We start from the raw sequence: 24035 nt of genomic DNA, 5'->3' as shown, positions 1-24035 counted from the left end.
AAATTCCTGTACGATGTTATTTCTACATTAAGCAGTCTATTTTTCTACAAAATCGGTGTAATAATCTATATTAGATTTCATTACTATATCTATGGGAAGGTAGTTATTAGTGTTTTTGATAGGGCTTTTTTTGATTAACAAGTCGTAAAAAAGTCGAATTCCAGAATGCGCTTGTGTGTAGGGTCTTTGTGAAATCAAAAAATCGATATAGCCTTCTTTTAGGTAAGCAATGTTTTTATCTATTAAATCGTAGCCTATTAAAATATGGTTATCAATGTTAGAAAAAAGAGGAGCTATTTTATGAATCCCGTTGGTAACAAAAACACCTTTAATATTTGGATGAATTTTTAAAAATTCACTAAGCTGTTCTTTGATTACTTCATCTTTTTGGTCAATACTTTTATATTCTAATAACCTACTCGTGCTATTTTTAAAAAAATCTTTAAAACCTTGCTCTCTTAAGTCAAAGTGGGCATAGTTATCATGCCTTTCTGTAATGGATGCAATAAGTATAGATTCTTCATTTGGCAAACATTTATTCATTAAATCGGCAGCCAAATATCCACTGTCTTTTGCGTTTTGACCTATAAAAGGAATGCGCATTAAATCAGAAAGTTGTGTGTCAAACAATACTACAGGAACACCTTTTTTTTCTAAATATTCCGTAAATCTTAAAGTTTCATTTTTGTAAACAGGAACCATAAAAACGCCATCATAATTCTTTTGTAAAATCATATTGGTTTGACTCACAAACGATTCTTCATAATTTTGGTGAAAGAGGTGTAAATGAATATTAAAACCAAAGGATTCTAGCTCTTTCATAGAATCATTAAATCCTTTCTCGTGTTCATACCAAAAAGGGTTGTCATCAGAACCTTTAGGAAAAAGCACAGCAATGTTATAAGTTTTAGCAGACTTCAATCTGCTAGCTAATATATTAGGTGTATAACCTAATTCTTCAATAGCTTTGAGTATTTTTTTTTTAGTAGCTTCAGAAACACCGCCTCTATTATTGAGCACTTTATCTACAGGGCCAGTTGAAACTCCAGCATGTTTTGCGATATCCTTAATTCCAACCGAGTTTTGTTTCATATTTAGTAAAAAAATATGGTGTAAATCTATGATTTATTTAAAAAAAAACAAATAAAATTGTAAAATAAGATAAATAAATCTATATTTGAAATCTCAAATAGTGAACGTTGACTATTATGAAATGTTTAATTTTTGAGGTGTTTTTTTAAATAGTGTACGTTAACTATTGATTTTTTAAAAATATGAATGTAGGTATAGACAGTTATTGTTACCATCGTTTTTTTGGAGAGGTGTATCCTAATCAAGATGCGCCGGAAAGAGTAATTTCTTTTGAAGAATTTCTTGATAAAGCCATAGCACTTGATGTAGATGGTTTGTCTTTAGAGTCTTGTTTTATTCCACAATTTGATGCCGATTATTTAGCTAATATTAAAAATAGATTAGACCAAGCAGGTTTAGACCGTGTGTATGCATGGGGGCATCCAGATGGTTTGGAAGGTGGAAACAATGAAAGTGAATTCAATGAGATGATGAAGCATATTGATTATGCTGAAAAAATTGGAGCTAAGGTTATGCGTGTGGTGGGTAGTAGCCATCTTTTTAGGTTTGAACCACATGAACCACAGCTTAAGAAGTTGACTTTAATGTTTAAGGAAGCTACAAAGAAAGCTGCGCAAAAAGGAATTCATCTTGCTATTGAGAATCACATAGATTATGATTCAGATGAAATTTTACAATTAGTTAAGGCTGTAGATTCAGATTATTTTGGAGTGAATTTCGATACAGGGAATTTTCTACGTGTTTTAGATGATCCTATTCAGGCTATGGAAAAATTAGCACCTTATGTTAAAGCAACCCATATAAAAGATTTGTTGCCCGTAAAAGAAATACCAGTTAATGAGTGGAATTTTTTCTCTTGCGTACCAACAGGTAAAGGTATTGTAGATAATATGAAATTGATTCAATTATTAAAAGATGCAAATTATAAAGGGTTTTTGGCTGTAGAGGTTGATAATTTACATCCTGATTACACTAATAAAGAAGAAGAAGTTGTTGCAGCAAGTATAAAAGAATTAAGAAGACTTGCTTCAAATTTATAATAATGAAAGGTAAACGTTTAAATATTGGCATTATTGGTTACAAGTTTATGGGGAAAGCCCATAGTAATGCTTGGGCAAAAGTTGGTCAGTTCTTTGATTTGCCTGCAACTCCAGTATTAAAAGTAGCTTGTGGTAGAAACTTAAATAATGTTACAGCATTTGCCGAAAAATGGGGATGGGAAGAGGTTGAAACCGATTGGAAGCAAGTGGTAAGTAGAGATGATATCGATATTATTGATATAGCACTTCCTCAGCATTTACATTATGAAATAGCTGTTGAGGCAGCAAAACACGGTAAGCATATTTTTTGTGAAAAACCCATAGCTATGGATGTTGAGCAGGCTACAGAAATGTATAATGTAAGTGAAGCAAATGGTATTGTGCATTATTTGAATCATAACTATAGAAGAGTACCTGCTATAGCGCTAGCAAAGCAATTAATAACAGATAATGTTATAGGTGAGATATATCATTGGCGCTCTGCTTATCAACAAGATTGGATAACCGATCCGAATTTTCCTTTAAGTTGGCAGCTTCAAGAAGAATACGCTAAAGCTGGACCACATTGGGATTTAAACTCTCATGCTGTGGATTTGGCACATTTTTTAGTTGGCGATATTCAAGATGTTATGGCAATGACCACCAATTTCATAAAAGAAAGGCCTCTTGCTAATCCAGATTGCGTTGGGAGTTTAAAGGTTGAAGCAATAAGTACAGAAAAAGGAGAGGTAACTGTTGAAGATGCTGCTTTAATGATGGTGAACTTTAAAAACGGAGCCGTAGGTTCGTTTGAAGCTACTAGGTTTGCAAATGGTAGAAAGAACAAATTATCCTTTGAAGTATATGGAAGCAAAGGGAGCTTGACCTTTAACCTAGAAAGAATGAATGAGCTTGAGTATTATTCTGAGCAAGACGCTGATGGGGTAAAAGGATTCAGAACCATTTCGGTAACCGAAGATGTTCATCCTTATGTTAAGCATTGGTGGCCAGCGGGACACATTATAGGGTATGAGCACACTTTTGTTCATGCAGCTGCAGATTTTATAACTGCTGTTTCAGAAGCAGGAAGTATTGCTCCTAATTTTAAAGATGGCATATCAATTATAGAAGTGTTAGAAGCAGGGTTAAAATCATCTTTAGAAAAAAGAGTAGTTTCTATAAAATGATAAAAAATGATAAAAAAATGATAGTTTTTTTTATCCATGTGAATAAATTAAATGTCTAATGTAATATTTAGGTTAAATGAGAAATAATTTAAAAGAAGAATTTTTAGAGAACGGATATGTTATAATTGATGTCCTTTCTGAAAAAGAAATTAGTGAGTTTAGAGTCATCATGGATAAATTGTTAAGCCCAAAAGTTGTTGGGTCTAATGATGCTCCTAAGAGCTCTTCCTTTCAGCATTTAGGAGATAATTTAGAAGATTTTGGCAAGGAGGCAAGGCAGTATTACTTCCATTTACTAACAAACCCTGGAACTGAATCCATCCATCATGCATTTTGCAATCCAATAATTTTAGAGACAGTTGAGGAAATTATTGGTCCAGATTTAATAGTTAATAATGCTTCAATATTGGCTGCTAACGTTGGGACTTCGTATTCGTTGGGTTGGCATAGGGATGTGATTCAGATACCAGAAGAAGATATTCAGGATTGGTTGTTTTCAGCTGAAAGATTTCATAACAGTGTGCAGATAAACTTGCCGCTTGTGGATGAGAGTTCCTTATGGATAGTACCTAAAAGTCATAATAGACCCAATACAAAAGAGGAAAATGAAGCTTTTTGTGGGTCTAAGCATTATGCGCCTATAGGTGTTAAAATGCCAGGGGCGATACCTGTTAATTTAAAGGCGGGTCAAGCGGTACTTTATAATAACAATTTAATACATAGAGGATATACTGAAACCATGAAAGTTCCTAGAAGAACGTTACATATGGGGTATCATAGTAATGCATTTAAACCAACATGGCATTTTTATTTGTTGAATAATGATTTACTCACTGAAGACTATTTGGAAACATTAGATCCTGCTATGAGAATAATGATGGACAAGTATATGGCTTGTCGAAAAGAGTATCCAAATATGGAAGATACTTGGAAGAAAGAGTACATGACAAATTTAATAATGTAAAACTATAATTCTGAACCTATTTGTATATTTTTTCTTTCAAAAATAATATCAAAATGTTTCAAAAATAGGTCTATTTGTGTATGTTAACTATTTTATGTTTGGCTAATGATGCGTATTAGCTCTAATTTTATAAGCAAATGACAAAATAATATTAGAACCTCTGTAGATGTTGTTCTAATTTTGAAATCGATAATTTAAGGTGGGGTTTTTTGCGAAATTCCGTAATAATAAACTCGATATTATCGAAATATATTCTTTAACTAAACTAATACAAAAAACATGCGAAAATTTATTACAAAAAAAGATTTTTGTGTCGGTAAGCACTATTATTTCTTTGTGCTATTTTGTTTCCTTGGTCAATTTATATTGGCTCAAAATGTAATACAGGGAACAGTTTCCGATTCAAGCAACATGCCTTTGGCTGGTGTAAACATTGTTGAAAAAGGAACCTCCAATGGGGTGGTTTCAGATTTTGATGGGTTGTATAGTATAACTGTTGATGGTGAAGCTACCTTGGTGTTCAGCTACCTTGGATTTGTTACCAAGGAAATCAGAGTAACAACTAGTTCTACTCAAAATGTTCAACTAGAAGACGACTTAGAAAGCTTAGATGAAGTGGTTGTAATTGGGTATGGTTCTCAATTAAAAGAAGAACTTTCGGGTTCTGTGTCTAGTGTTGATGTCGAAGCTTTAGAGAAGGTGCCTCAGGTAAGTGTAGATCAAATGTTACAGGGTAGGGCCGCGGGTGTAACTGTAACACAAAACTCTGGGCAACCAGGTGGAGCAGTGTCTGTTAAAATTAGAGGGGTTAACTCTATCAATGGTTCTACAGAGCCTTTATATATTATTGATGGTGTGCCAGTTTCTGGTGATTCTCAAAACACAAGTGGTAGTGGTAGAAATATATCAAATAGTTCGAGTCCGCTTGCTAGTATAAATCCTAGGGATATTGCTTCAATGAACGTTCTTAAAGATGCTTCTGCAACCGCTATTTACGGTTCTAGAGGTGCAAACGGTGTTGTAATTATAACTACGAAGAAAGGGAAAAATAAGGAAGGAAAGGTTTCTTATAGTTCTTATACTGGTATTCAGCAACCAACTAACATTCTACCTGTTTTAAATCTTCGAGATTACGCTGCTTTTCAAAATGAAATGAGACAGGTTTTTGGACTTTCAGAAGTTGTGGAATTCAGAAGGCCAGAGTTGTTAGGAGAAGGTACCAATTGGCAGAAAGAGATATTCGATAATGCTATGATGCAGAATCATCAATTATCTTTTACTGGAGGTAGTGAAAGGAGTCAATATTATATGTCGGTAGGGTATACTGATCAAGAAGGGACAGTAAAAGGTTCTGGTTTTGAACGTTATAGTGCAAGATTGAACTTAGACTCTCAAGTTAAAAAATCTTTAAAGGTTGGTATCAGCCTTACAGCAACTAGAACCAATGAAAATTTAATTTTAAATGGTAATTCAAGAGGTATTGTTTCTTTGGCTTTGAGAAACAACCCTGGAGTTGCAGTTTTTAACCCTGATGGATCTTATGCTGGACCAATAACTCAAGAAGAAATTTCTTTAGCCGTACCTAATCCTATTGCTGAGATTGAGAATACCGATAACACCTATAGAAGAGATCGAATTTTAGGAAATATCTATGCAGAGTTAAAAATAATAGATGGGTTAACCTACCGTCCAGAATTTGGAGGTGACTTTGGTTTTAACGATAACAACGTATTCGGGAAAACCTATTCTTATGGAGAGGCTGTAGGACGTGAGGATGCCGAATTGACACGAAGAAAGGAAAATACTAATTTTTGGATTATCAAAAACTTATTAACATATAATACAACTATAGCTGATGATCATAACATTACAGTTTTAGCTGGTCATGAAGCGCAAGAATCTTCATGGAATGGGGTGATTTCAGTTGGAAGGGACTTTGTTGACAATACTATTCCTACGCTAAATTTGTCAAATGCAGAAACGCATAATGTTGATGAATTTAAAGGAAGTAATTCGTTAGAATCTTATTTTGGACGTTTGATTTATTCATTTGGTAATAAATACAATGTTACTGCATCTATTCGTGCGGATGGTTCATCTAAATTTTCTGAAGGTAATAAATGGGGGTATTTCCCATCTGTTTCTGCTGCTTGGAGATTATCTAATGAAAAATTCATGGAAGGTTTTGATGCCATTGAAAACATTAAAGTTTATGGTGGTTATGGAGAAGTAGGTAATCAGGCTATTACCAATTTCGCTTATGGTTCTAGGTTAGAATCTAGAGGAACGGGGTTAGGAACAGGTTTTACTATTGCTAATTTTCCAAACCCAGATTTAAAATGGGAAACTTCTAAGCAAATTAATGCTGGTGTTGATTTTTCACTTTTTAATGGTCATTTACAAACCACGGTTGAGGTATATAGAAAAGTGAGTAGTGATTTCTTATTTCAATTAGCCTTAACAGACTTTGCGCTTGGTGGAACAAATACAGGATTGGGGTCAATTGCACCTCAATGGGTAAACTTAGGTGAAATGGAAAATAAAGGAATTGATTTAACATTAAACTTTGATACCTTAAGTAGTGGAGATTTTTCATGGAATTCAACACTTACTTTTTCACATTACAAAAACAAGGTTTTAGAATTGAAGGACGAAGTTACCATAAATGGTCAGACAAATTTGTTGGATACCAATGAGATTTTAACGGAAACATCTGTGGGACAGCCAATAGGTGTGTTTTATGGGTATCAGGTTGAAGGACTTTTTAGAACTTTAGACGATTTAAATGGAGCTCCAATACAATTTGGACAACCAGTTGGAGATGCTAGTGTTGCTGGTAGAACTTGGGTTGGAGATATTAAATACAAAGATGTTAATGGTGATGGTATTGTTGATCCTACGGATAGAACCGTAATTGGAAACCCGCATCCTGATTTCACTTTTGGATGGCAGAACAATTTAAGTTATAAAAACTTTGATTTGGCTTTCTTTTTGCAAGGTTCGGTTGGAAATGATATCTTTAATGCTAACGGAAGAACTTTAACTACAAGTAATCTTACTTATAGAAATCAATTAGAATCAGTAAGGGATTTTTGGTCGCCACAAAACACCAATTCAACGCACCCAAGATATACTCAAAATGCAACCAGTAATATCTTTATCTCTGATCGATATATTGAAGATGGTTCATACCTAAGAATTCAAAATGTTAGATTGGGCTATAATTTACCATCTGAGATATTTGAAAAAATAGGACTTAGTAGAGTGAATATTTACGGATCGGTTCAAAACCTTTACACCTTTACTGACTACTCGGGATATGATCCTGAGGTAGGTTCCTTAAATCAGAACCCATTGTTGCAAGGTGTTGATAATGGTAGATACCCTACTCCAAGAACATTTACTGTAGGTTTAGATATTGAATTTTAAAAAAAGCTTGATTATGAAAAATTTTAAAATAAGAAAAGAATTATTAGCGATATCAGCACTTCTTATGGCATTTTTGTCATCTTGTAGTGAAGAGTTTTTAGATCGACCGCCAGAAGACTCATATAGTGCCAGTGAGTTTTATCAAACATCTGAACAAATAGCCACGGCAACAAATGTTTTATATACAGTACCTTGGTATGATTATGTATCGAGCGTTTCTTGGTGTATAGGAGACCTTGCAGGTGGTACAGGAAGAACGTGGGATCCTCGAAATCAAGATTTTGATTTATTCGCAGTTAACGGTAGTCATAACACCTTAAGTAGAGGCTGGTCTTCACTTTGGGCAGTTGTGGCGCAATCAAATGCTGTTATCAATGCGATAACGGTTTCAGCAGGTGCAGATGTGCCCGTCTCAGAGGTAAATAATGCCATTGCAGAAGCGAGAACTATGAGAGCACTATCCTATTTTCACTTGGTTAGGATATTTGGTTCAGTTCCAATTATAGAGGATAATACCTTATGGGTAAACGAATCATACATACCTAGGCATTTGGTTGATGATATTTATACATTTATTAAAACTGATTTACAGTTTGCTGTTGACAACCTAACTAATACAAAGACAACCGAACCAGGGAGAGTTTCTAGTAATGGTGCTAAGGCCCTTTTAGCAAAGGTTCATCTAACTAGAGAAGAATATCCAGAAGCTTATCAGTTAGCTTCAGAAGTTATTGCTGCTGGAGAGTTCAAGCTATTGGGTGGGACTGGTGCTGATGGAGCTCCTGGAAATTACAATGATTTATTCTTGACAGAGAATGATAATAACCTAGAAAGTATTATTGCATGCCAATGGACAGATTCTGGCGCTCAAGGTGAAGGAAATGCGGTACAATCCTTATATGCGTTATCAGGAATTACTGGATTTAATGATGGATGGTCTGCAATTGGACCTTCATTAGATTTACAGGATAGTTATGAAGATAAGGTGTTAGATCAACGATACAAGGCAACCATTATGGATCCAGAATCGTTCTACCCTGATTTAAATGGTGGATATACTGCGCCTCCCCCTGCAAACTGTAATGCGCAAGGTACTGGGGTAGCTATTAAAAAGTATGTAGTAGGTAAAGTAGGTGGTTCCCAGCAGCAATATCCAAACAATACATACATGTTGAGATATGCTGATGTGTTACTTATTCATGCTGAAGCCATTATACTAGGAAGTATTGGGTCAATGGCAGAAGCAGAACAATCTATTAATAAGGTTAGAAATAGAGCAGGTTTAGGCTCCATTTCAAATCCTACTTTTGATGATGTTTTTCAAGAGAGAAAGATTGAGTTTGCTTTAGAAATGGAGCATTGGTTTGATGCTATTAGAAGAGATGATGCTACTACTTACCTCTCAAACATTGAAAGAGGGTGGTACGAGATAGATAACAATAATGCTTTGTTTTCTAGAAAAATAACAGTGACTGAAGATAAGTTATTGTTTCCATATCCTACAAATGAGGTTTTGAATAATCCAGCGTTTCTGGATCCACCAGTACCTTTTTATTAATTAAAAAAAATTAAAAATGAAAAAACTTATAAATTTTAGAAATATTTTTTATGCCCCAGCAGTCCTCATCATGGTGCTGTTGGTAGGAAGTTCATGTAGCAATGAATTTCATGACCCTGATTCTGTAGGTAATGAGGCACCTCCAATAATTACAAGTGTTGTCTCAGCCGAATCAAATGCTTCGGTTGGTACTGGCGTATTGAATAATGTATATTATATCAAGGGAGAGAATTTAGGCTCTCTTAAATCAATAAAGTATAATGGTTTTGAATCAGGTTTCAACCCTGTTTTTGTTACAGAGAATGTAATAATTTCAAGAATTCCAAGAGAAGCACCGTTTTTAAATGTGCCAAATAAATTAACTGTTGAAACCGCTTATGGAATTGCAGAATTTGACTTTACACTTTTTACAATTACAGGTTTTGATGAACAGGTGGTAGATGGTAAAAATGCCGTTATATTGAACGGTGGAGATTTTTCTGGAGCCAATAAAGTAGTCTTTGCTTCAGGATCAGAAGAAGAAGGAAATCTTGTAGAACGAGAAGCAAATATTTTGGATGTTTCTGTAGAAACTTTAACTGTTGAAGTACCAGCGGGTGTGATTCAAGCCTTTATTCAAGTACATAATGATGGTGTTGTTGCTACATCAACATCTTACGGGTTTAACTATCCAATATTTACTGATCAATCATTTGATTGGGACTTGGCTGGATGGAGTGGTACTCAGGAGTTATCTAGTGAGATTACTATAGGAAGTACTTCTGTAAAAAGAACTAGTGATAATTGGGGAGGTTTTACTTTAAGACCTTCAGACTTAGCACCGCCATTAAGATTTGGAGATTATAGTACATTTTCATTGAGTATATACCCAACAAACCCTAGCGGTACTGGAATTGCTTTTATTATTAATGGATATGATGATGCGGATGATGCATGGAAACTTAAGATCGAAAACTTAGTTCCTAATCAATGGAATAAGTTAAACATACCTATTACAGACTTTTTAAGTGTGTTAGCGCCTTCTGCTTTTACAAAAGACGAAAAGATATTTGAAATTTCAATTCAAGAATATTCAAGGTCTGGTAATGGACCATACGTATTTTATTTTGACCAAATCGGGTTTATAGAATAAGGTAATAATTTAAAAACTAAGAAAATGAAACATATATATAAATCCTTTTTTAAATATTTCTTGGCTGTTTTGACTGTGGTAAGCTTTTCATCATGTAACAATGATGATGATTTATACCCATCTTTAGGCAATGAAATAAAGAGTATATCCGATATTTTGGATGAAACCGCAGAGATTTCAGCATTAAAGGGAGCATTAGAGCAGGCAGGTTTGTATGCCACTTTGAAGGATAACACGACATTTACATTATTTGCTCCTACCAATACAGCTTTTGGTGGTGCCGATTTATCTGGACTTTCTGATGATGAGCTGGAGAACTTGTTGTTAAACCATGTTTGGAATACATCTACCGCAGATTTTTCTAAAAACCTTCAAACAGGTTATAGAAATACTATGGCAGCAGGCTATGATGGTAACAACCTCAGTTTTTTTGTAAATACATCCGACCCAATAACATTTAATGGTGGGGTTTCACCTGTAAGCGGCATGTTTGATAAGGGTGCTATAAATGGTGTGGTACATGTTGTTGATGGTGTAATTGATTTGCCCACAGTAGTAGATCTTATTGCACCTAATCCTGAATATTCTTCATTGGCAGCCGCATTGGCTAATGCTGATTTGGTAGATACATTAAAAGGAGACGGACCATTTACTATTTTCGCTCCTGATAACGCAGCTTTTGATGTATTAATGACTCAATTAAACGATATTTTTGGTTGGGCAACAATTGAAGATATCCCCTCAGAAGTACTCACGGCTGTCTTACAATATCATGTTATTGAGGGAATAAATACTATTTCTGACGAGGTAAGTGGAAAAACATTTAATTCTATGCAAGGAGAACCTTTTCTTGTTACGGGAACAACTATTGATGATGCATCGTATACTAATGGAGAAATCAATTTGTTAGATGTACAGGGAACAAATGGTATAGCACACGGAACAGATAAGGTGCTTTTACCAGATGCTGTTTTTCAACAAGTATTGTCAGCAACATTACCGTTAAATGAAAGGTTGGCTGATAAAGGATATTCTTCATTTTTAGCAGCAGCAGAATTGGCTGGATTGACTGATATGCTTACTCAAGATCAATTGACAGCTTTTGTTCCAAACAATGCAGCATTTGATGTACTTTTCTTAATTATTGAAAACTTTGATAGCTTAAGTGATTTTGATACACCAGAGGAAATAGATGCGTTGAGAGCGCTACTTGAATATCATTTAACGGCAGGAATAACAATGAGTAACCAATTGAGCAACACTGCACTAACTACAGTTCAAGGTGAAGATATTACTGTTGATATATCAAATGGAGTATCTCTTACTCCAACTCGTGAAAATGCTCCTGCTGCTATAGTTGGTATGGCAGATATTGGAGCTAGTAATGGGGTTATCCATGAGATTGATAATGTGTTAATACCTGAAGGGTTAGCAGAAGCATTAGGATATCCAGAGCCTATTACAGATGGACAACCAGTTTATGGATTCGAAATTTATGATGATGCCTTACGTGAAGGTATGTGGGTAGGTGGATGGACAGCACCTGATTTCTCAAATACAGATCCAGTAAAATCGGGTGTTTATTCTATTGGAGTAACATTCCCTAATGGTGATGAAGGCTGGCAAGTTGGTGGTGCATCATTAAATGTACAAGACTATAGTTTTGTAAATGCGTCTATTTATTCAGAAACTGGAACAACCGTTGGTTTCGTATTAAATGAACAATGGGGAAGTACCTTTAATGTAGAAATCCCTGCAGGAGAATGGACAGAAGTTGCAGTTCCAATTTCATCTGTAGCAAATGGTACAACAACATTTACTCAATTAGTAATTAGAGGTGCTGCAGGTACTCCTGGAGATACTATTTATATTGATGAGGTCGGTTTTGATGTGACTTTTGTATCATCTGTACCATCTTTAGCAGTTGAAGTTTATACTGATGCTTTAGCTGATGGCATGTGGGTAGGAGGATGGACAACTCCAGATTTCCTTAACACAGATCCAGTAAGAGAAGGTATATATTCTAGTGCTGTTACATTCCCTAATGGAGATGAAGGATGGCAAGTAGGTGGTTTAGCTTTGAATGTACAAGATTATGATTTTGTTAATGCATCTATTTATTCTGAGTTAGGAACTACTGTAGGTTTTGTATTGAATGAACAATGGGGAAGTACATATAATGTTGAAATTCCTGCAGGAGAATGGCTTGATATAGCTGTCCCTATATCGCAAGTAGCCAATGGTACTGAAGCATTTTCACAGTTAGTGATTAGAGGTACTGGTGTAAGAACAAATGACACTGTATTTATTGATAACGTAGGTTTTAATTAAAAATTGAGTTAGTTTGAGTTAGTTTGATAATTAATACTCCATGATGCTTGTTTGGCTTCATGGAGTATTTAATGTATTACTCATTATATATTTAATTTAATGAATAAATAATACATTTTAAGAAAAGCTTTTACCCAATTGCTTGATATAGAAAAAGAAAAATAACTAAAAAAAAAGAAAAAAAATGAAGTATTTTAAGTTTTTGGTAGTAACATTATTATTATTCTCTTGTTCTAGTGATTCTGATGAAGAAGTGTTTTTAAGTAGTAATAAATCACTCTTTTCTTTCTCAATTGAAGAAATGCCAAGTCTTGTGTTTTCAGGCTTAAGCCAGAATAAATTGGAAGCAACTTTAGAAGACGTAGCAGATTTAAGCCAATTAACAGCTGTTTTTACAGTATCAGAAGGCGCTAGTGTTTACATTGGTAATACCAAGCAACAATCTGGTGTTACAAAAAACAATTTTAATAGCACTGTTACTTATATTATTGAAGCTGAAGACGAAAGTAGAGTAGAATTTACTGTTCTTATTAATCCTAAAGAAAATACTGCTCCTGTGGCTGATGCTGGTGATAATCAGATAGCATTTTTGGGTTCTGGGGGTAGTAATGCACAAGTTACTTTAGATGCATCGGCATCAAGTGATGCGGATGGAGATACACTTACTTATGAGTGGAAAATAGATAATAGTGTTGTTGGTTCAAGTGAAATTGTGCAGGTGGATTTAGCATTAGGTAATTATACTGTTGAACTTACCGTTACAGATGGAAAAGGAGGTTCTGATACTGCGATTATAACAGTAGAAGTAAAAGAACTACCAGTACAAGTAGCTATAGATTTGAATGCATCGGCTGAGACACAAAATTTATTAACGAATCTAGTTGCTTTAACAGCTAGTAATCAATTTGCTTTTGGTCAAGAGTTTCCATTATCATTTAAATTAAATGGTTTAAGTTTTGATTTGAATACATCAGACTGTAAAGATGTTTCTGGTGATCACCCTGGCGTTTTCGGTATAGATCCACATTATATGCTGTATAAAGGTGCTGCAGAGCGTCAATTACACATTGATGAAGCTAAGGCGGCATACGATAATGGGGCTATTGTTACTTTCGATTTCCATCAACGAAGTAGAACAGATGGAAAGATATATTATAACGAAATGACCACTGATACTGATAAAAGCTTAGTGTATGATATTGTAAATGATTTAAATACGGCTAAAGCTTGGTATTTTAGTGAAATTGATGAGGTTTTAGATATTATTAATAATGATTTAGGATTTCCAGTAGTCTTTCGCCCTTTACATGAAATGAATGGTAACTGGTTTTGGTGGGGTACAAACACTCTAAATCACTCACCTTCTCTTTATATCGATTTATACAGGTTAACAGTAGATTATGTTAAGGATAGAACTAATAATGTACTTTTTGCTTGGTCACCAAATTGGGATGCAGATGAAGCATATTATCCTGGAGATGATTATGTAGATGTTGTGGGTGTTGATTATTATGAAGCCACTAAGACTGCTTTAGGACAAAGTTTAAGAGACCTTACTACGTTTGCGGCACAACATAATAAAGTAGCTGCATTAACCGAAACAGGCGATCAAGGTTTTGTGAGTACTAATCCAGATTTTTGGACAGATAATATACTTTCTGTAATAGAAGATGGTGGTAACGATATTAGATTGGCTTGGGTTCTAGGATGGTTTAATGCACCTTGGGATAATAGTCAGGATAACTTATTTATACCTAATGCTAGTAGTTCACAAAATGCAAAAGATGATTTTGTTGCTTTTAAAAATAATAGCAATGTCCTCTTTCAGGAAGAAGTAAAAGCATTGAATGTCTATAGTTCCAGTAACTAAAGAAAAAATAAATTAAAAACTATAAAACTGGTCAGGTAATCTATAATTGAATATCTGACCAGTTTTTTTTGGATAGGATTGTAAGGACATAAAAACTTCTATAAAACCTTCAAAAACCTCAAAGGCTGATTATTATTTGCAATAATTAAGTAAGTGTCATTATTAATTATAATCTTTTTCATGTCTTTCACATTTCCAGATTCATAAAAACTAATATCCGTTTTTGGATTAAAATTTCCCTTAGAGTCTCCTAATAGAATATACCCAGTATTACCATCATAACGAATAGTTTCCACCTCTGCTTCATGAATAGCACCCATTCCTAAAATATCTAAATGACCATCGTTGTTTATATCCATTATTTCAAACGAAAGCGTAGGGCCTACTTGTGCAGTAGCAGGCAGCTTTTTAATAGTAAACGAACCATTACCATTATTTATAATGAGTGAAGAACTAAAGGTATGCGCTTTTAAATGATAGGCTTCATTTATATTATCTTCTCCATAAATATCGGTTAAAGACGCATTGGCAAAAGCATTGTAAGATTGTATTTTTTGATTCAAAAATGGTGTTTGTTGTGAGGAACATTCTTTACCGCGTGTAGGTACTAAAGTCCCTTTGTATTTTTTACTTAAAAGCATATCATACGATGCATTATCATCAAAATGATTGGCATAAATATGGAGCGGTTTTTCAGCAGTGGGTTTAAATTTATTGTTGTCACCCAAATTTCCTACTATATAATCTTCATCACCATCACCATCAATATCAATAGCTTTAGTAGTATTCCACCAACCTTCGGTTTGAGAAAAAGAGGGGGTATTTAATTTTGTAAAATGCCCATTGTTATTTTCAAATAAGGTTAAAGGCATCCATTCGCCGACAACAAAAAAATCAGTATCACCATCATTGTCAAAATCCGAAAGTGTGATATCATTTACTAACCCTATTTTCTGAAATTCAGAAGCTACCTCTAGAGTAACATCTATGAATTTACCATCGTCGTTTCTTAATACGTAAGAGTTAGTTGCTAATGGATACTTATTCGGTACAACCTGACCTCCAATAAGTAAATCCATGTCACCATCATCATCAAAATCGAAAGGTGTGATGCTTTTTGTTGACGTTTTTATATTGTTGAAGGACTTGTTTTTTGAGAAATGCCCTTTGCCGTTATTCAAGTACAATCTATCTTTTAAAAGATGTTCATCTTCTGAAAATTCATAACCCCCACTGCTTACCAATAAATCTAAATCACCATCATTATCAGCATCAAAAAAATCAGCATCTTGATCTTCAAAAGAAGCATCTTTTTTAAATAGTGATGAGTTAGTTGCTTTAAATTTCCCCGAAGAAGTTTGTATAAATATACTAGAGGGTTGGTCTTTAGCACCGCCAACAAAAAAATCATCTAAACCATCATTATTAATATCAGCCACAGCAATGGTAGGGCCTTTGGCAGATTGTTTTTGAGGTAAAAGGACTTGGTCTTTAAAATCGTCAAAAACATTTTCTTGATGACTATAATTAATACCTAATGTTGTTGGGTCGATAGATGTGAATAATGGCTCTTTTTTTGGTTTGTTAATTGGAGTTGCTATGGAGTTTTTATCTATAATAATAGTTTGGTTAGCCTTAATATTTTTTAAAACGGAGGTTTTACCATCTCCCCAAATCACTTCAATTTTATTTACAACATTATCTGTATGCAAACCAAAATTTAAAACATCAGAGACTGAAGATTGAAACCCTCGGCTATTGTAATTTTCTTGGGATTGTTGTAAATGCTCACTAAAAACAGAAACTTTTGACCCTATAGCTTGAAGGTTTTTAGTGCCGCCTTTCAATTTTATTTTAATATAATTATTGGTCGAATTATTTTTATACACTATGGCTTTATCAGATAGGTTGTTACAAACAAGATCTAAATCACCGTCGTTATCTAAATCTGCATAAGCTACCCCATTGGTATTAATAGCTTTATCTAAACCCCATGCTTTTGTCATTTTTTCAAAAGTAAGATTGCCATTATTTTTCAAGACATAGTTTGGAAGTTTAGTAGCTGGCATTAAGTTTATCGCATCCTTAAGAGTTAATGTCGTCTGTTTTGCTGGATTACTTGCCACGTTCTTTTTATAATCTTGATTCGCCAAATCTCTTTCAATACCGTTAGATACAAAAATGTCTTTATAGCCATCATTATCATAATCTGCAATTAAAGGTGCCCAACTCCAATCTGTTTTTGAGACACCAACTAATTGTCCAATATCTTTAAAAGTACCATTCCCATTATTGAGTTGTAATACATTTGCCATATAGCTATGATGGTAGTTGTGTTTTACCATAAACTCAAACCCTTTAGTACTCATCGTTGCCATGTTTTCTTTACTACGTTTATGGTCTTCGGCAGACATGTCTAAGACTAATAAATCGGGTAGCAAATCGTTGTTAATGTCGGCGTAATCAGAACCCATACTGTTGTAAGATATGTGTTTGAAGGTGTTTAAAACATCATCTGTAAAAGTGCCATTTTGGTTGTTTATATAAAGATGGTCAGGTTGAATATAATCATTACCTACATAAATATCATCCCAACCATCATTATTAAAATCTCCAATAGATGCACTTAGTCCCCACGCTTTATTGATTAGTCCTGCTTCTTCTGTTACATTTACAAAAGTGTTTTGGTCGTTTCTGTATAATTGATCTGATAATTCATAATAGTATGTAGTATATTCTGGTTTATCAATTTGTCTAGCCATATTAAAATCTGGACGATGACTTACTAAATACATATCTAAATCACCATCTTTATCATAATCAAAAAAATAAGATTGTGTCGAGTAGCCATAATTATCTAATCCCCATTTTTTGGCTTCTTCTTTAAATGTTAAATCTCCTTGATTGATGTAGAGTTTGTTTTTTCTTAGTGCGTCATGTTTTATTGAAGCAGATTTACAAACATATATATCTAAAAAACCATCGTTATTAATGTCTATAACGCTCACTCCAGTTGTCCAACCTTGAGCGTCTTCAACATGAGCAGATTTGGTAATATCTTCAAATTTAAAATCACCTTTGTTGAGGTATAATTTATTAGAGTTTTGGTTTGCTGTTAAATAAATATCTTGTAATCCGTCATTATTAAAATCACCAATAGCTACACCACCACCATTATAGATGTATGGATAATTTATGAAGTTGAGATTATAGTCTTGCTGAATAGTATTCGTAAAATTAATGTTAGATTCTGTTTCTGATACAATAGAAAATAGTGTGGTTTCTATATTAGAATTTGTATCTTTAGGTTTGCATCCAAATATAAAAGCTACAGATATTAAGATTGTTATATAGTTTTTAAAAATCATACTTTTTCAGGTTGCTAGAGTTAAAAGAGAAATTGTAAATACGGCTTCTTCAATAATTCAAATTGAAAGAGAACATCTGTTGATGATTTAGTTGCCAATTTAGTCTTAAAAATAGGAATAATTTTATTGATTTTTAGTTAAAGGCTGTTATATAATAAGCAATAGACAAAATAATATTAGTGTCGCTTTGAAGCTTGGTTTAGTTTTGATAAATACCAATGAAAGTGATATCCAGTAAGGAATTTCTGTATAGGATTTTGTGTTTAAGAAGCTCAATAAATAAGAAAATATAAAAAAATAGCCATGGCGAAAAATGAAACATTATTAATGAGTAGAGGAGCATTTATTAAATCAAGTGCTATGGTATCCGCATCATTGCTTTTAGGGGGCTGTAATTTTTTAGGTTCTCAAAAGAAGAAGCAAAAGCTGTCACTTTCGCAATGGTCTTTACACAGAGCACTTTTTGGAAATAGTAAAGAAAACTACAGTCTATGGCAAGAATGGTTAGCAACAAATCCAGATAAGGTACTACAAGGTACTTTAAACTCGTTAGACTTTCCGTCGGTTGCCAAAAACACTTATGGATTTAATGCTGTAGAATATGTAAACACTTTTTTTTACGGTAAGCAAGAAGACTATTTTAACGAGTTAAAAAAACGTTGTGATGATGTAGATGTGGAAAGCCTACTGATTATGGTAGATGAAGAAGGAATGTTGGGAGATCCTAGCTCTGAAAAAAGAAAAGAATCTGTTGAGAGGCATAAAAAATGGTTATATAATGCAGCTATTTTAGGATGTCATTCGGTACGAGTAAATGCCCATAGTAAAGGGACAAAAGCCGAACAACAAGATTATGTGATTGAAAGTTTAACAGCGTTATGTGATTTAGCAAAACCTTTAAGTTTAGATATTATTATAGAAAACCATGGCGGAATGTCTAGTGAGCCTAATTGGCTTGTAGATACCATAAAGAAAATAGATAAACCTAATCTAGGAACCATGGTAGATTTTGATAATTTCAAGTATTCTGAAACCAAAATATGGAATGGCGAATTAGTTTACGACCGATATGAAGGTGTTGAGTTATTGATGCCCTATGCAAAATCGGTGAGCGCAAAATCCTATTCTTTTGATGCTAATGGTTTGGAAGAAACCGTCGATTACAAGAGAATGGTAGAAATTATTGAAAAATCAAACTTTTCAAATCACATTAGTGTAGAATACGAAGGAGAAGGGGAGCATAGCCTTAATGAGAAAGATGGTATTTTTGCTACTAAAAATTTATTGGAGCGGTATATTTAAATTTTTGACTTTTTTCTGGTTCTTAAAATTATACGAGGTCTATTACCAAGAAAAACAATATGGTTTAAAAAGTAATTATAAACTAAACCAATCCTGTGTAATCTCCTTTTCAACCACTTTATTGCTTTTATGAATAAACTCATTTTTAGAAGCGTTGTATTCATAATCTGCGCCCCAGATTTTATGGTTTTTTGCAACGTCACTTATAGATTTACATATAAATTTAACCTCCTCATTAGTCATTGTTGGGTGGATAGACATACGAATCCAACCTGGTCTTTCAATTAGGCAACCATCTAATATTTTTTGTTCAATAGATTTAGATGTAGATTCATCAACATTTAGTAGATAATGTCCGTAAGTACCTGCACAGGAACAACCACCACGAGTTTGTACTCCAAATTTATCATTCAGAAGCTTTACAATTAAATTATAGTGTACATCTTCAATATAGAAAGAAAACACGCCTAATCTATCTGTGTGGTCTGGTGCTAAGATTTTTAAGTTTTCAATGGCATTTAACTTTTTGAATATAATGGCATTTAATTCATGTTCTCTATCTAAGATGTTTTGAACTCCCATTTTATCTTTAAGTTGAATGGACAGTGCAATTTTTATGGCTTGTAAAAAACCTGGTGTTCCTCCATCTTCACGGGTTTCAATATCATCAATATAATCATGATCGCCCCAAGGGTTGGTATAGCTTACTGTTCCACCTCCAGGGTTGTCTGGTACCAAGTTCTTATATAGCTTTTTATTGAAAACTAAAACGCCTGAAGATCCAGGGCCACCTAAAAATTTATGCGGAGAAAATGTGATGGCATCTAAATATTCATCTTCATTTTCGGGATGCATATTAATATCAATGTAAGGAGCAGAACAGGCAAAATCTACAAAACATAATCCATTATTTTGATGCATGATTTTTGCAATTTCGTGATAGTTAGTTCTTATGCCTGTAACGTTAGAACATCCTGTAATTGCTGCTATTTTTATAGGGCAATTTTTATGTTTTTCTATGAGCTTTTCCAAATGTTTCAAGCAAGGGAGTCCTTTTTCGTTAGAAGGAATGACTTCAACTCTTGCTATGGTTTCCAACCAAGACGTTTGGTTAGAGTGATGTTCCATGTGAGACACAAAAATAATGGGTCTTAACGCCTCTGGAACTTGGGTATGATCTTTTAAGTTTTCATTAAGTTTTATGCCTAAAATACGTTGAAATTTATTTATAGCTCCTGTCATACCTGTACCAACAGTAATAAGCACATCATCTTCTGAAGCATTAACGTGTTTTTTGATGATGTTTCTTGCATTGTGATATGCTAAGGTCATCGCTGATCCTGTAATAGAAGTTTCAGTATGTGTATTGGCAACAAAAGGCCCAATATCATTTAATAACTTTTCTTCAATAGGTCTGTATAATCTCCCGCTAGCAGTCCAGTCGGCATAAATAATTTTTTGGCTACCATAAGGCGATGTAAATTCTTTATCTATACCTACAATATTAGTTCTAAACGGTTTAAAATACTGTTCTAAATTAGTGGGTTTAGACTTTGTAGATAATATTTTTTTTATACTGTTAGTTATTGAATTCATAGAAAAATATGCCTTATTAAATTAATACAAAAACCACTTTAACTTAAAAAGTTAAAGTGATTTCTAACACTAAAACAAACGAGTAAATTATTACAATTTACTTGCGCTTTCTATATGTTTAACTCTGTAAACAAATCCTTTAACTTCTCATCAGAAGGTCTAGGAGCATCTGGAGTTACTATATTACCATTTGGATCTATCAAAATAAATCTTGGAATACCTTGAATAGCATAGTCTTGAACAAATTGGGATTTCCAATCGGCATCGGCCAATAATTGTACACCTCCTAATTCTTTGTCAGCTATCATTTTTTTCCATTTTTCATGGTCGCTAGCTTTATCAATTGAAATGCTTACAAATTCTATATTTTTATTATGATATGCTTTTTCTACCTTTTTTAAGAAAGGGATTTCTCTTTTACAAGGCCCACACCAAGTTGCCCAAACATCAACATATACATATTTTCCTTTTAAATCGTCTAAAGATGTAGTACCTCCTGCATTGTTTTCGTAATCTGTAAATTTTGGAGATGCTTTTCCTTTGGTTAAGGCTGTTAACTTTAAATTATTTTGAAACCTATTAGTTAATTGTTTTGAGACACCTTCTATATCTTTTTGCTGACGAGACATAAATGCGGTATCAGCTTCTTTTATTGGCTTAATAGTTTCTACCAATGCTTCATAATCTTTAGTTGTAGTGGCTATTCTTTCATTAAAAGCTTCCTCACTCAAATCATATAAACTTTCATCATAAAACAATTTAGAAAGTAACTCATTTTTTTTGTTTATATAGGTGTTTACTTCCGAACCAATTCCGGTAAAAGACATGTTTTCATTAAAAGATTCACCATTTAATGTAACTTGTAAGTCATAGCCGTTTTCTAAATATAATCGACTACGTTCTTTACCATCCATAATCATGAAATTTCCTTTTTCTACTTTTAAAGTATCAGAAAAAGTGCCATCTTCATTCACCGTGATTTTTTTTGAGAAAAATACTGGTTTCATTTCCATTTTATTGGTTTCAGGATTGAGAACCTCTTTCATACTACGAGACATGACTACTAAGGAATCGGAATTTTTGTTTGTAATGGTTCCTGAAAGTGTAGCATAGTCTTTAGGAGTTTCTTTGCAAGAAACAAATGCTAGGGCTATTGATAATATGTAAATTAATTTTTTCATTGTGATTGTTTATTATTTCAGAGATTGCTTTTTAAAAGTTTTTAATCCACTTTCTAAAAATTGAGCATATTCTTCTTCGTCTGGTGTATATCCCACAGGTTTAGTTAACATTTTATTTCCTTCAGAATTTAGTAACACGTAGTAAGGCTGTGAATTCGATTTAAAAAATTGAGTTTGAAAATTTGCCCATTTATGCCCATAATTTTTTAAAAGTCTATTACCTCCGTTAACTCTACTAACTTCAACTTTTTCGTTTTCAGGGAGTTCTTTTTTATCATCAACATATAATGAGATTAAAACATAGTCATTCCTTAAGTAACTATCTATTTTTTCTAATGGCCATACATGTTCTTCCATTTTCCTACAGTTTACACAAGCGTACCCCGTAAAATCAATCATAATTGGTTTGTTAACCTCTTTTGCGTAAGCAATACCTTCTTTTAAATCTTTAAACGTTTTCAAATTGTTTGTGGTGCTACTTGGATAAAACCAACTATAACCTACAGGAGGTGCTAAACCACTTAAAAGTGTTAATGATGTAAAGGTGTTTGTTTCTTTATTTACTCGAAATCCTGAAGCTAAATAAATAGTAAAAGCTGATACCAAAATTGCAAATGAAATTCTGAAAAAGGACAGCTTTTTGATTGGTGAATCATGGGGAAACTTAATTTTACCAAATAGATATAGAGCTAAACCTCCAAAAACAATAATCCAAATAATTAAAAATGGCTCAATTTTTAAAAGCCCCCAATGAGCAACTAAGTCGGCATTGGATAAAAATTTAAAAGCCAATGCCAGTTCTAAAAACCCTAAAATAACTTTGGTTGTATTTAACCAACCTCCAGATTTAGGTAAGGCGTTCATCATATTTGGAAACATTGCAAATAACGCAAAGGGAAGACCTAATGAAACACCAAATCCAGCCATACCAGCAGTTAATTGCCATGCGCCTCCATCGGAACTTAAAGAACCTGCTAACAAAGATCCTAATATTGGACCCGTACACGAAAAAGATACAATGGCTAAAGTTAATGCCATAAAGAAAATGCCTATTAATCCACCTGCGTTTTCTCCTTGAGTTGTTTTATTTGTCCAATTAGAAGGTAAAGTCAATTCATAATATCCAAAAAATGAAAATGCAAAAAATAGAAATATTACAAAGAATATAATATTGAGCCAAATGTTTGTGGAGATTTCGTTTAAGATGTCTGGATTTACCGAATCTAAAAGATGAAATGGAATACTTAGAATTAAATAGACTAATAAAATAAAGAAGCCATAGAGTAAGGCTTTAGACACACCAGTACCTTTACTTTGATCTCCCTTTTTAGTAAAGAAGCTTACTGTTAAAGGTATCATTGGAAATACACAAGGTGTTAACAACGCTAGTAAACCTCCTAGAAATCCTAAACCAAAAATTGTCCAAAGTGATTTTTTTTGTACAACTTCACTTTCTGCTAATGTTATATCCTCTGGGTTCATGCCGTAGAGTGCTTGATTAACATTGTTATTGTCAATATTTGGAGAGACAGGCGCATTTGTTTTTAATTCTTCTTTCTTATTAAGATTAAAGACCAAATCTACCTCAGTTGGAGGTAAACATCTGGTGTCATCACATACCATAAACTCTACAATACCTTTAATTGAGGTAACGTCTCCAGTAATCTCGATTTTTTGTTCAAAAGCGACACTTTTTTCAAAAAACGTAATCTCCATTTCAAACACCGGGTCGTTAACGGTATGTCCTTCTTCTTCTGAAGTATTGCCTATTATTTTGAATGCTCCGCTAGAATCATCAAATGTGAAAGTAGTTGGAATAGGACCGTCTTCAGGCACGTTTTGAGAATATAGATGCCATCCAGATTCAATGGATGCTTTGGCAATTAATTTGTATTCGGTATCCGAAAGCTTTTCAACGGATGTTTTCCATTTTACAGGTTCTAAAATTTGTGAATGGCTTATTGTGAAAACCAATAAGGAAACTAATAAAACAAGTTTTTTCATGT

14 protein-coding genes are annotated in these 24035 nt (G+C 33.6%); 9 read left to right on the top strand and 5 right to left on the bottom strand.

Annotation, left to right across the window (positions count from 1 at the left end; translation table 11 throughout):
- Nucleotides 1–36: 36 nt before the first annotated feature.
- Nucleotides 37–1092, bottom strand: coding sequence for a LacI family DNA-binding transcriptional regulator (locus Q0739_RS02185; protein ID WP_298237053.1), 1056 nt, complete (start codon nucleotides 1090–1092; stop codon nucleotides 37–39).
- Between the two features lie 182 nt (nucleotides 1093–1274).
- On the opposite strand from Q0739_RS02185, the gene Q0739_RS02180 reads away from it, so the two are divergent.
- From Q0739_RS02180 to Q0739_RS02145, 8 genes are all read left to right on the top strand, one after another.
- On the top strand, nucleotides 1275–2132 hold the full coding sequence (locus Q0739_RS02180) for a sugar phosphate isomerase/epimerase family protein (RefSeq protein ID WP_298237052.1): 858 nt from the start codon (nucleotides 1275–1277) through the stop codon (nucleotides 2130–2132).
- Between the two features lie 2 nt (nucleotides 2133–2134).
- Complete coding sequence (locus tag Q0739_RS02175; RefSeq protein WP_298237051.1) at nucleotides 2135–3298, top strand: Gfo/Idh/MocA family oxidoreductase; 1164 nt, start codon at nucleotides 2135–2137, stop codon at nucleotides 3296–3298.
- 76 nt (nucleotides 3299–3374) lie between these two features.
- Entirely contained in the window at nucleotides 3375–4262 is an 888-nt protein-coding gene (locus Q0739_RS02170; RefSeq protein WP_298237050.1) for a phytanoyl-CoA dioxygenase family protein, read from the top strand.
- A gap of 279 nt (nucleotides 4263–4541) precedes the next feature.
- Entirely contained in the window at nucleotides 4542–7691 is a 3150-nt protein-coding gene (locus tag Q0739_RS02165; protein WP_298237049.1) for a TonB-dependent receptor, read from the top strand.
- A gap of 13 nt (nucleotides 7692–7704) precedes the next feature.
- On the top strand, nucleotides 7705–9249 hold the full coding sequence (locus Q0739_RS02160; RefSeq protein ID WP_298237048.1) for a RagB/SusD family nutrient uptake outer membrane protein: 1545 nt from the start codon (nucleotides 7705–7707) through the stop codon (nucleotides 9247–9249).
- 16 nt (nucleotides 9250–9265) lie between these two features.
- Entirely contained in the window at nucleotides 9266–10381 is a 1116-nt protein-coding gene (locus tag Q0739_RS02155) for a hypothetical protein (protein WP_298237047.1), read from the top strand.
- 24 nt (nucleotides 10382–10405) lie between these two features.
- On the top strand, nucleotides 10406–12712 hold the full coding sequence (locus Q0739_RS02150; protein ID WP_298237046.1) for a fasciclin domain-containing protein: 2307 nt from the start codon (nucleotides 10406–10408) through the stop codon (nucleotides 12710–12712).
- 184 nt (nucleotides 12713–12896) lie between these two features.
- Nucleotides 12897–14582: a glycosyl hydrolase gene (locus Q0739_RS02145; RefSeq protein ID WP_298237045.1), complete on the top strand. Its 1686-nt coding sequence runs from the start codon at nucleotides 12897–12899 to the stop codon at nucleotides 14580–14582.
- A gap of 98 nt (nucleotides 14583–14680) precedes the next feature.
- Here Q0739_RS02145 and Q0739_RS02140 read toward each other — a convergent pair whose 3' ends face one another.
- Nucleotides 14681–17950: a VCBS repeat-containing protein gene (locus Q0739_RS02140; protein ID WP_298237044.1), complete on the bottom strand. Its 3270-nt coding sequence runs from the start codon at nucleotides 17948–17950 to the stop codon at nucleotides 14681–14683.
- A 303-nt stretch (nucleotides 17951–18253) separates the two neighbouring features.
- Between Q0739_RS02140 and Q0739_RS02135 the strand changes: the two genes are divergently transcribed.
- Nucleotides 18254–19252 carry a sugar phosphate isomerase/epimerase family protein gene (locus Q0739_RS02135; protein WP_298237043.1) on the top strand — a complete coding sequence of 333 codons (999 nt, stop codon included), beginning with the start codon at nucleotides 18254–18256 and terminating at the stop codon, nucleotides 19250–19252.
- A 75-nt stretch (nucleotides 19253–19327) separates the two neighbouring features.
- Here the strand turns inward: Q0739_RS02135 and Q0739_RS02130 are convergent, their stop codons facing one another.
- The 3 genes from Q0739_RS02130 to Q0739_RS02120 form a co-directional block, all read right to left on the bottom strand.
- A complete protein-coding gene (locus Q0739_RS02130) occupies nucleotides 19328–20848 on the bottom strand; it encodes an aminotransferase class V-fold PLP-dependent enzyme (RefSeq protein ID WP_298237042.1) in 1521 nt (506 codons plus the stop codon).
- 110 nt (nucleotides 20849–20958) lie between these two features.
- A complete protein-coding gene (locus Q0739_RS02125) occupies nucleotides 20959–22029 on the bottom strand; it encodes a TlpA disulfide reductase family protein (RefSeq protein ID WP_298237041.1) in 1071 nt (356 codons plus the stop codon).
- Nucleotides 22030–22041: 12 nt separating this feature from the next.
- Nucleotides 22042–24033, bottom strand: coding sequence for a thioredoxin family protein (locus Q0739_RS02120; RefSeq protein ID WP_298237040.1), 1992 nt, complete (start codon nucleotides 24031–24033; stop codon nucleotides 22042–22044).
- Nucleotides 24034–24035: the final 2 nt, after the last annotated feature.

This window comes from uncultured Algibacter sp. (assembly GCF_947487605.1).
Lineage (GTDB): Bacteria > Bacteroidota > Bacteroidia > Flavobacteriales > Flavobacteriaceae > Algibacter_D.
The sequence above is the reverse complement of the archived record's forward strand: the minus strand, read 5'-3'. Positions and strand labels throughout refer to the sequence as shown.

Excerpts from the sequence above, each read along its gene's own strand:
- Q0739_RS02185 (WP_298237053.1), bottom strand. The coding sequence starts at position 1,092 with ATGAAACAAAACTCGGTTGGAATTAAGGATATCGCAAAACATGCTGGA.
- Q0739_RS02180 (WP_298237052.1), top strand. The coding sequence starts at position 1,275 with ATGAATGTAGGTATAGACAGTTATTGTTACCATCGTTTTTTTGGAGAG.
- Q0739_RS02175 (WP_298237051.1), top strand. The coding sequence starts at position 2,135 with ATGAAAGGTAAACGTTTAAATATTGGCATTATTGGTTACAAGTTTATG.
- Q0739_RS02170 (WP_298237050.1), top strand. The coding sequence starts at position 3,375 with ATGAGAAATAATTTAAAAGAAGAATTTTTAGAGAACGGATATGTTATA.
- Q0739_RS02165 (WP_298237049.1), top strand. The coding sequence starts at position 4,542 with ATGCGAAAATTTATTACAAAAAAAGATTTTTGTGTCGGTAAGCACTAT.
- Q0739_RS02160 (WP_298237048.1), top strand. The coding sequence starts at position 7,705 with ATGAAAAATTTTAAAATAAGAAAAGAATTATTAGCGATATCAGCACTT.
- Q0739_RS02155 (WP_298237047.1), top strand. The coding sequence starts at position 9,266 with ATGAAAAAACTTATAAATTTTAGAAATATTTTTTATGCCCCAGCAGTC.
- Q0739_RS02150 (WP_298237046.1), top strand. The coding sequence starts at position 10,406 with ATGAAACATATATATAAATCCTTTTTTAAATATTTCTTGGCTGTTTTG.
- Q0739_RS02145 (WP_298237045.1), top strand. The coding sequence starts at position 12,897 with ATGAAGTATTTTAAGTTTTTGGTAGTAACATTATTATTATTCTCTTGT.
- Q0739_RS02140 (WP_298237044.1), bottom strand. The coding sequence starts at position 17,950 with ATGATTTTTAAAAACTATATAACAATCTTAATATCTGTAGCTTTTATA.
- Q0739_RS02135 (WP_298237043.1), top strand. The coding sequence starts at position 18,254 with ATGGCGAAAAATGAAACATTATTAATGAGTAGAGGAGCATTTATTAAA.
- Q0739_RS02130 (WP_298237042.1), bottom strand. The coding sequence starts at position 20,848 with ATGAATTCAATAACTAACAGTATAAAAAAAATATTATCTACAAAGTCT.
- Q0739_RS02125 (WP_298237041.1), bottom strand. The coding sequence starts at position 22,029 with ATGAAAAAATTAATTTACATATTATCAATAGCCCTAGCATTTGTTTCT.
- Q0739_RS02120 (WP_298237040.1), bottom strand. The coding sequence starts at position 24,033 with ATGAAAAAACTTGTTTTATTAGTTTCCTTATTGGTTTTCACAATAAGC.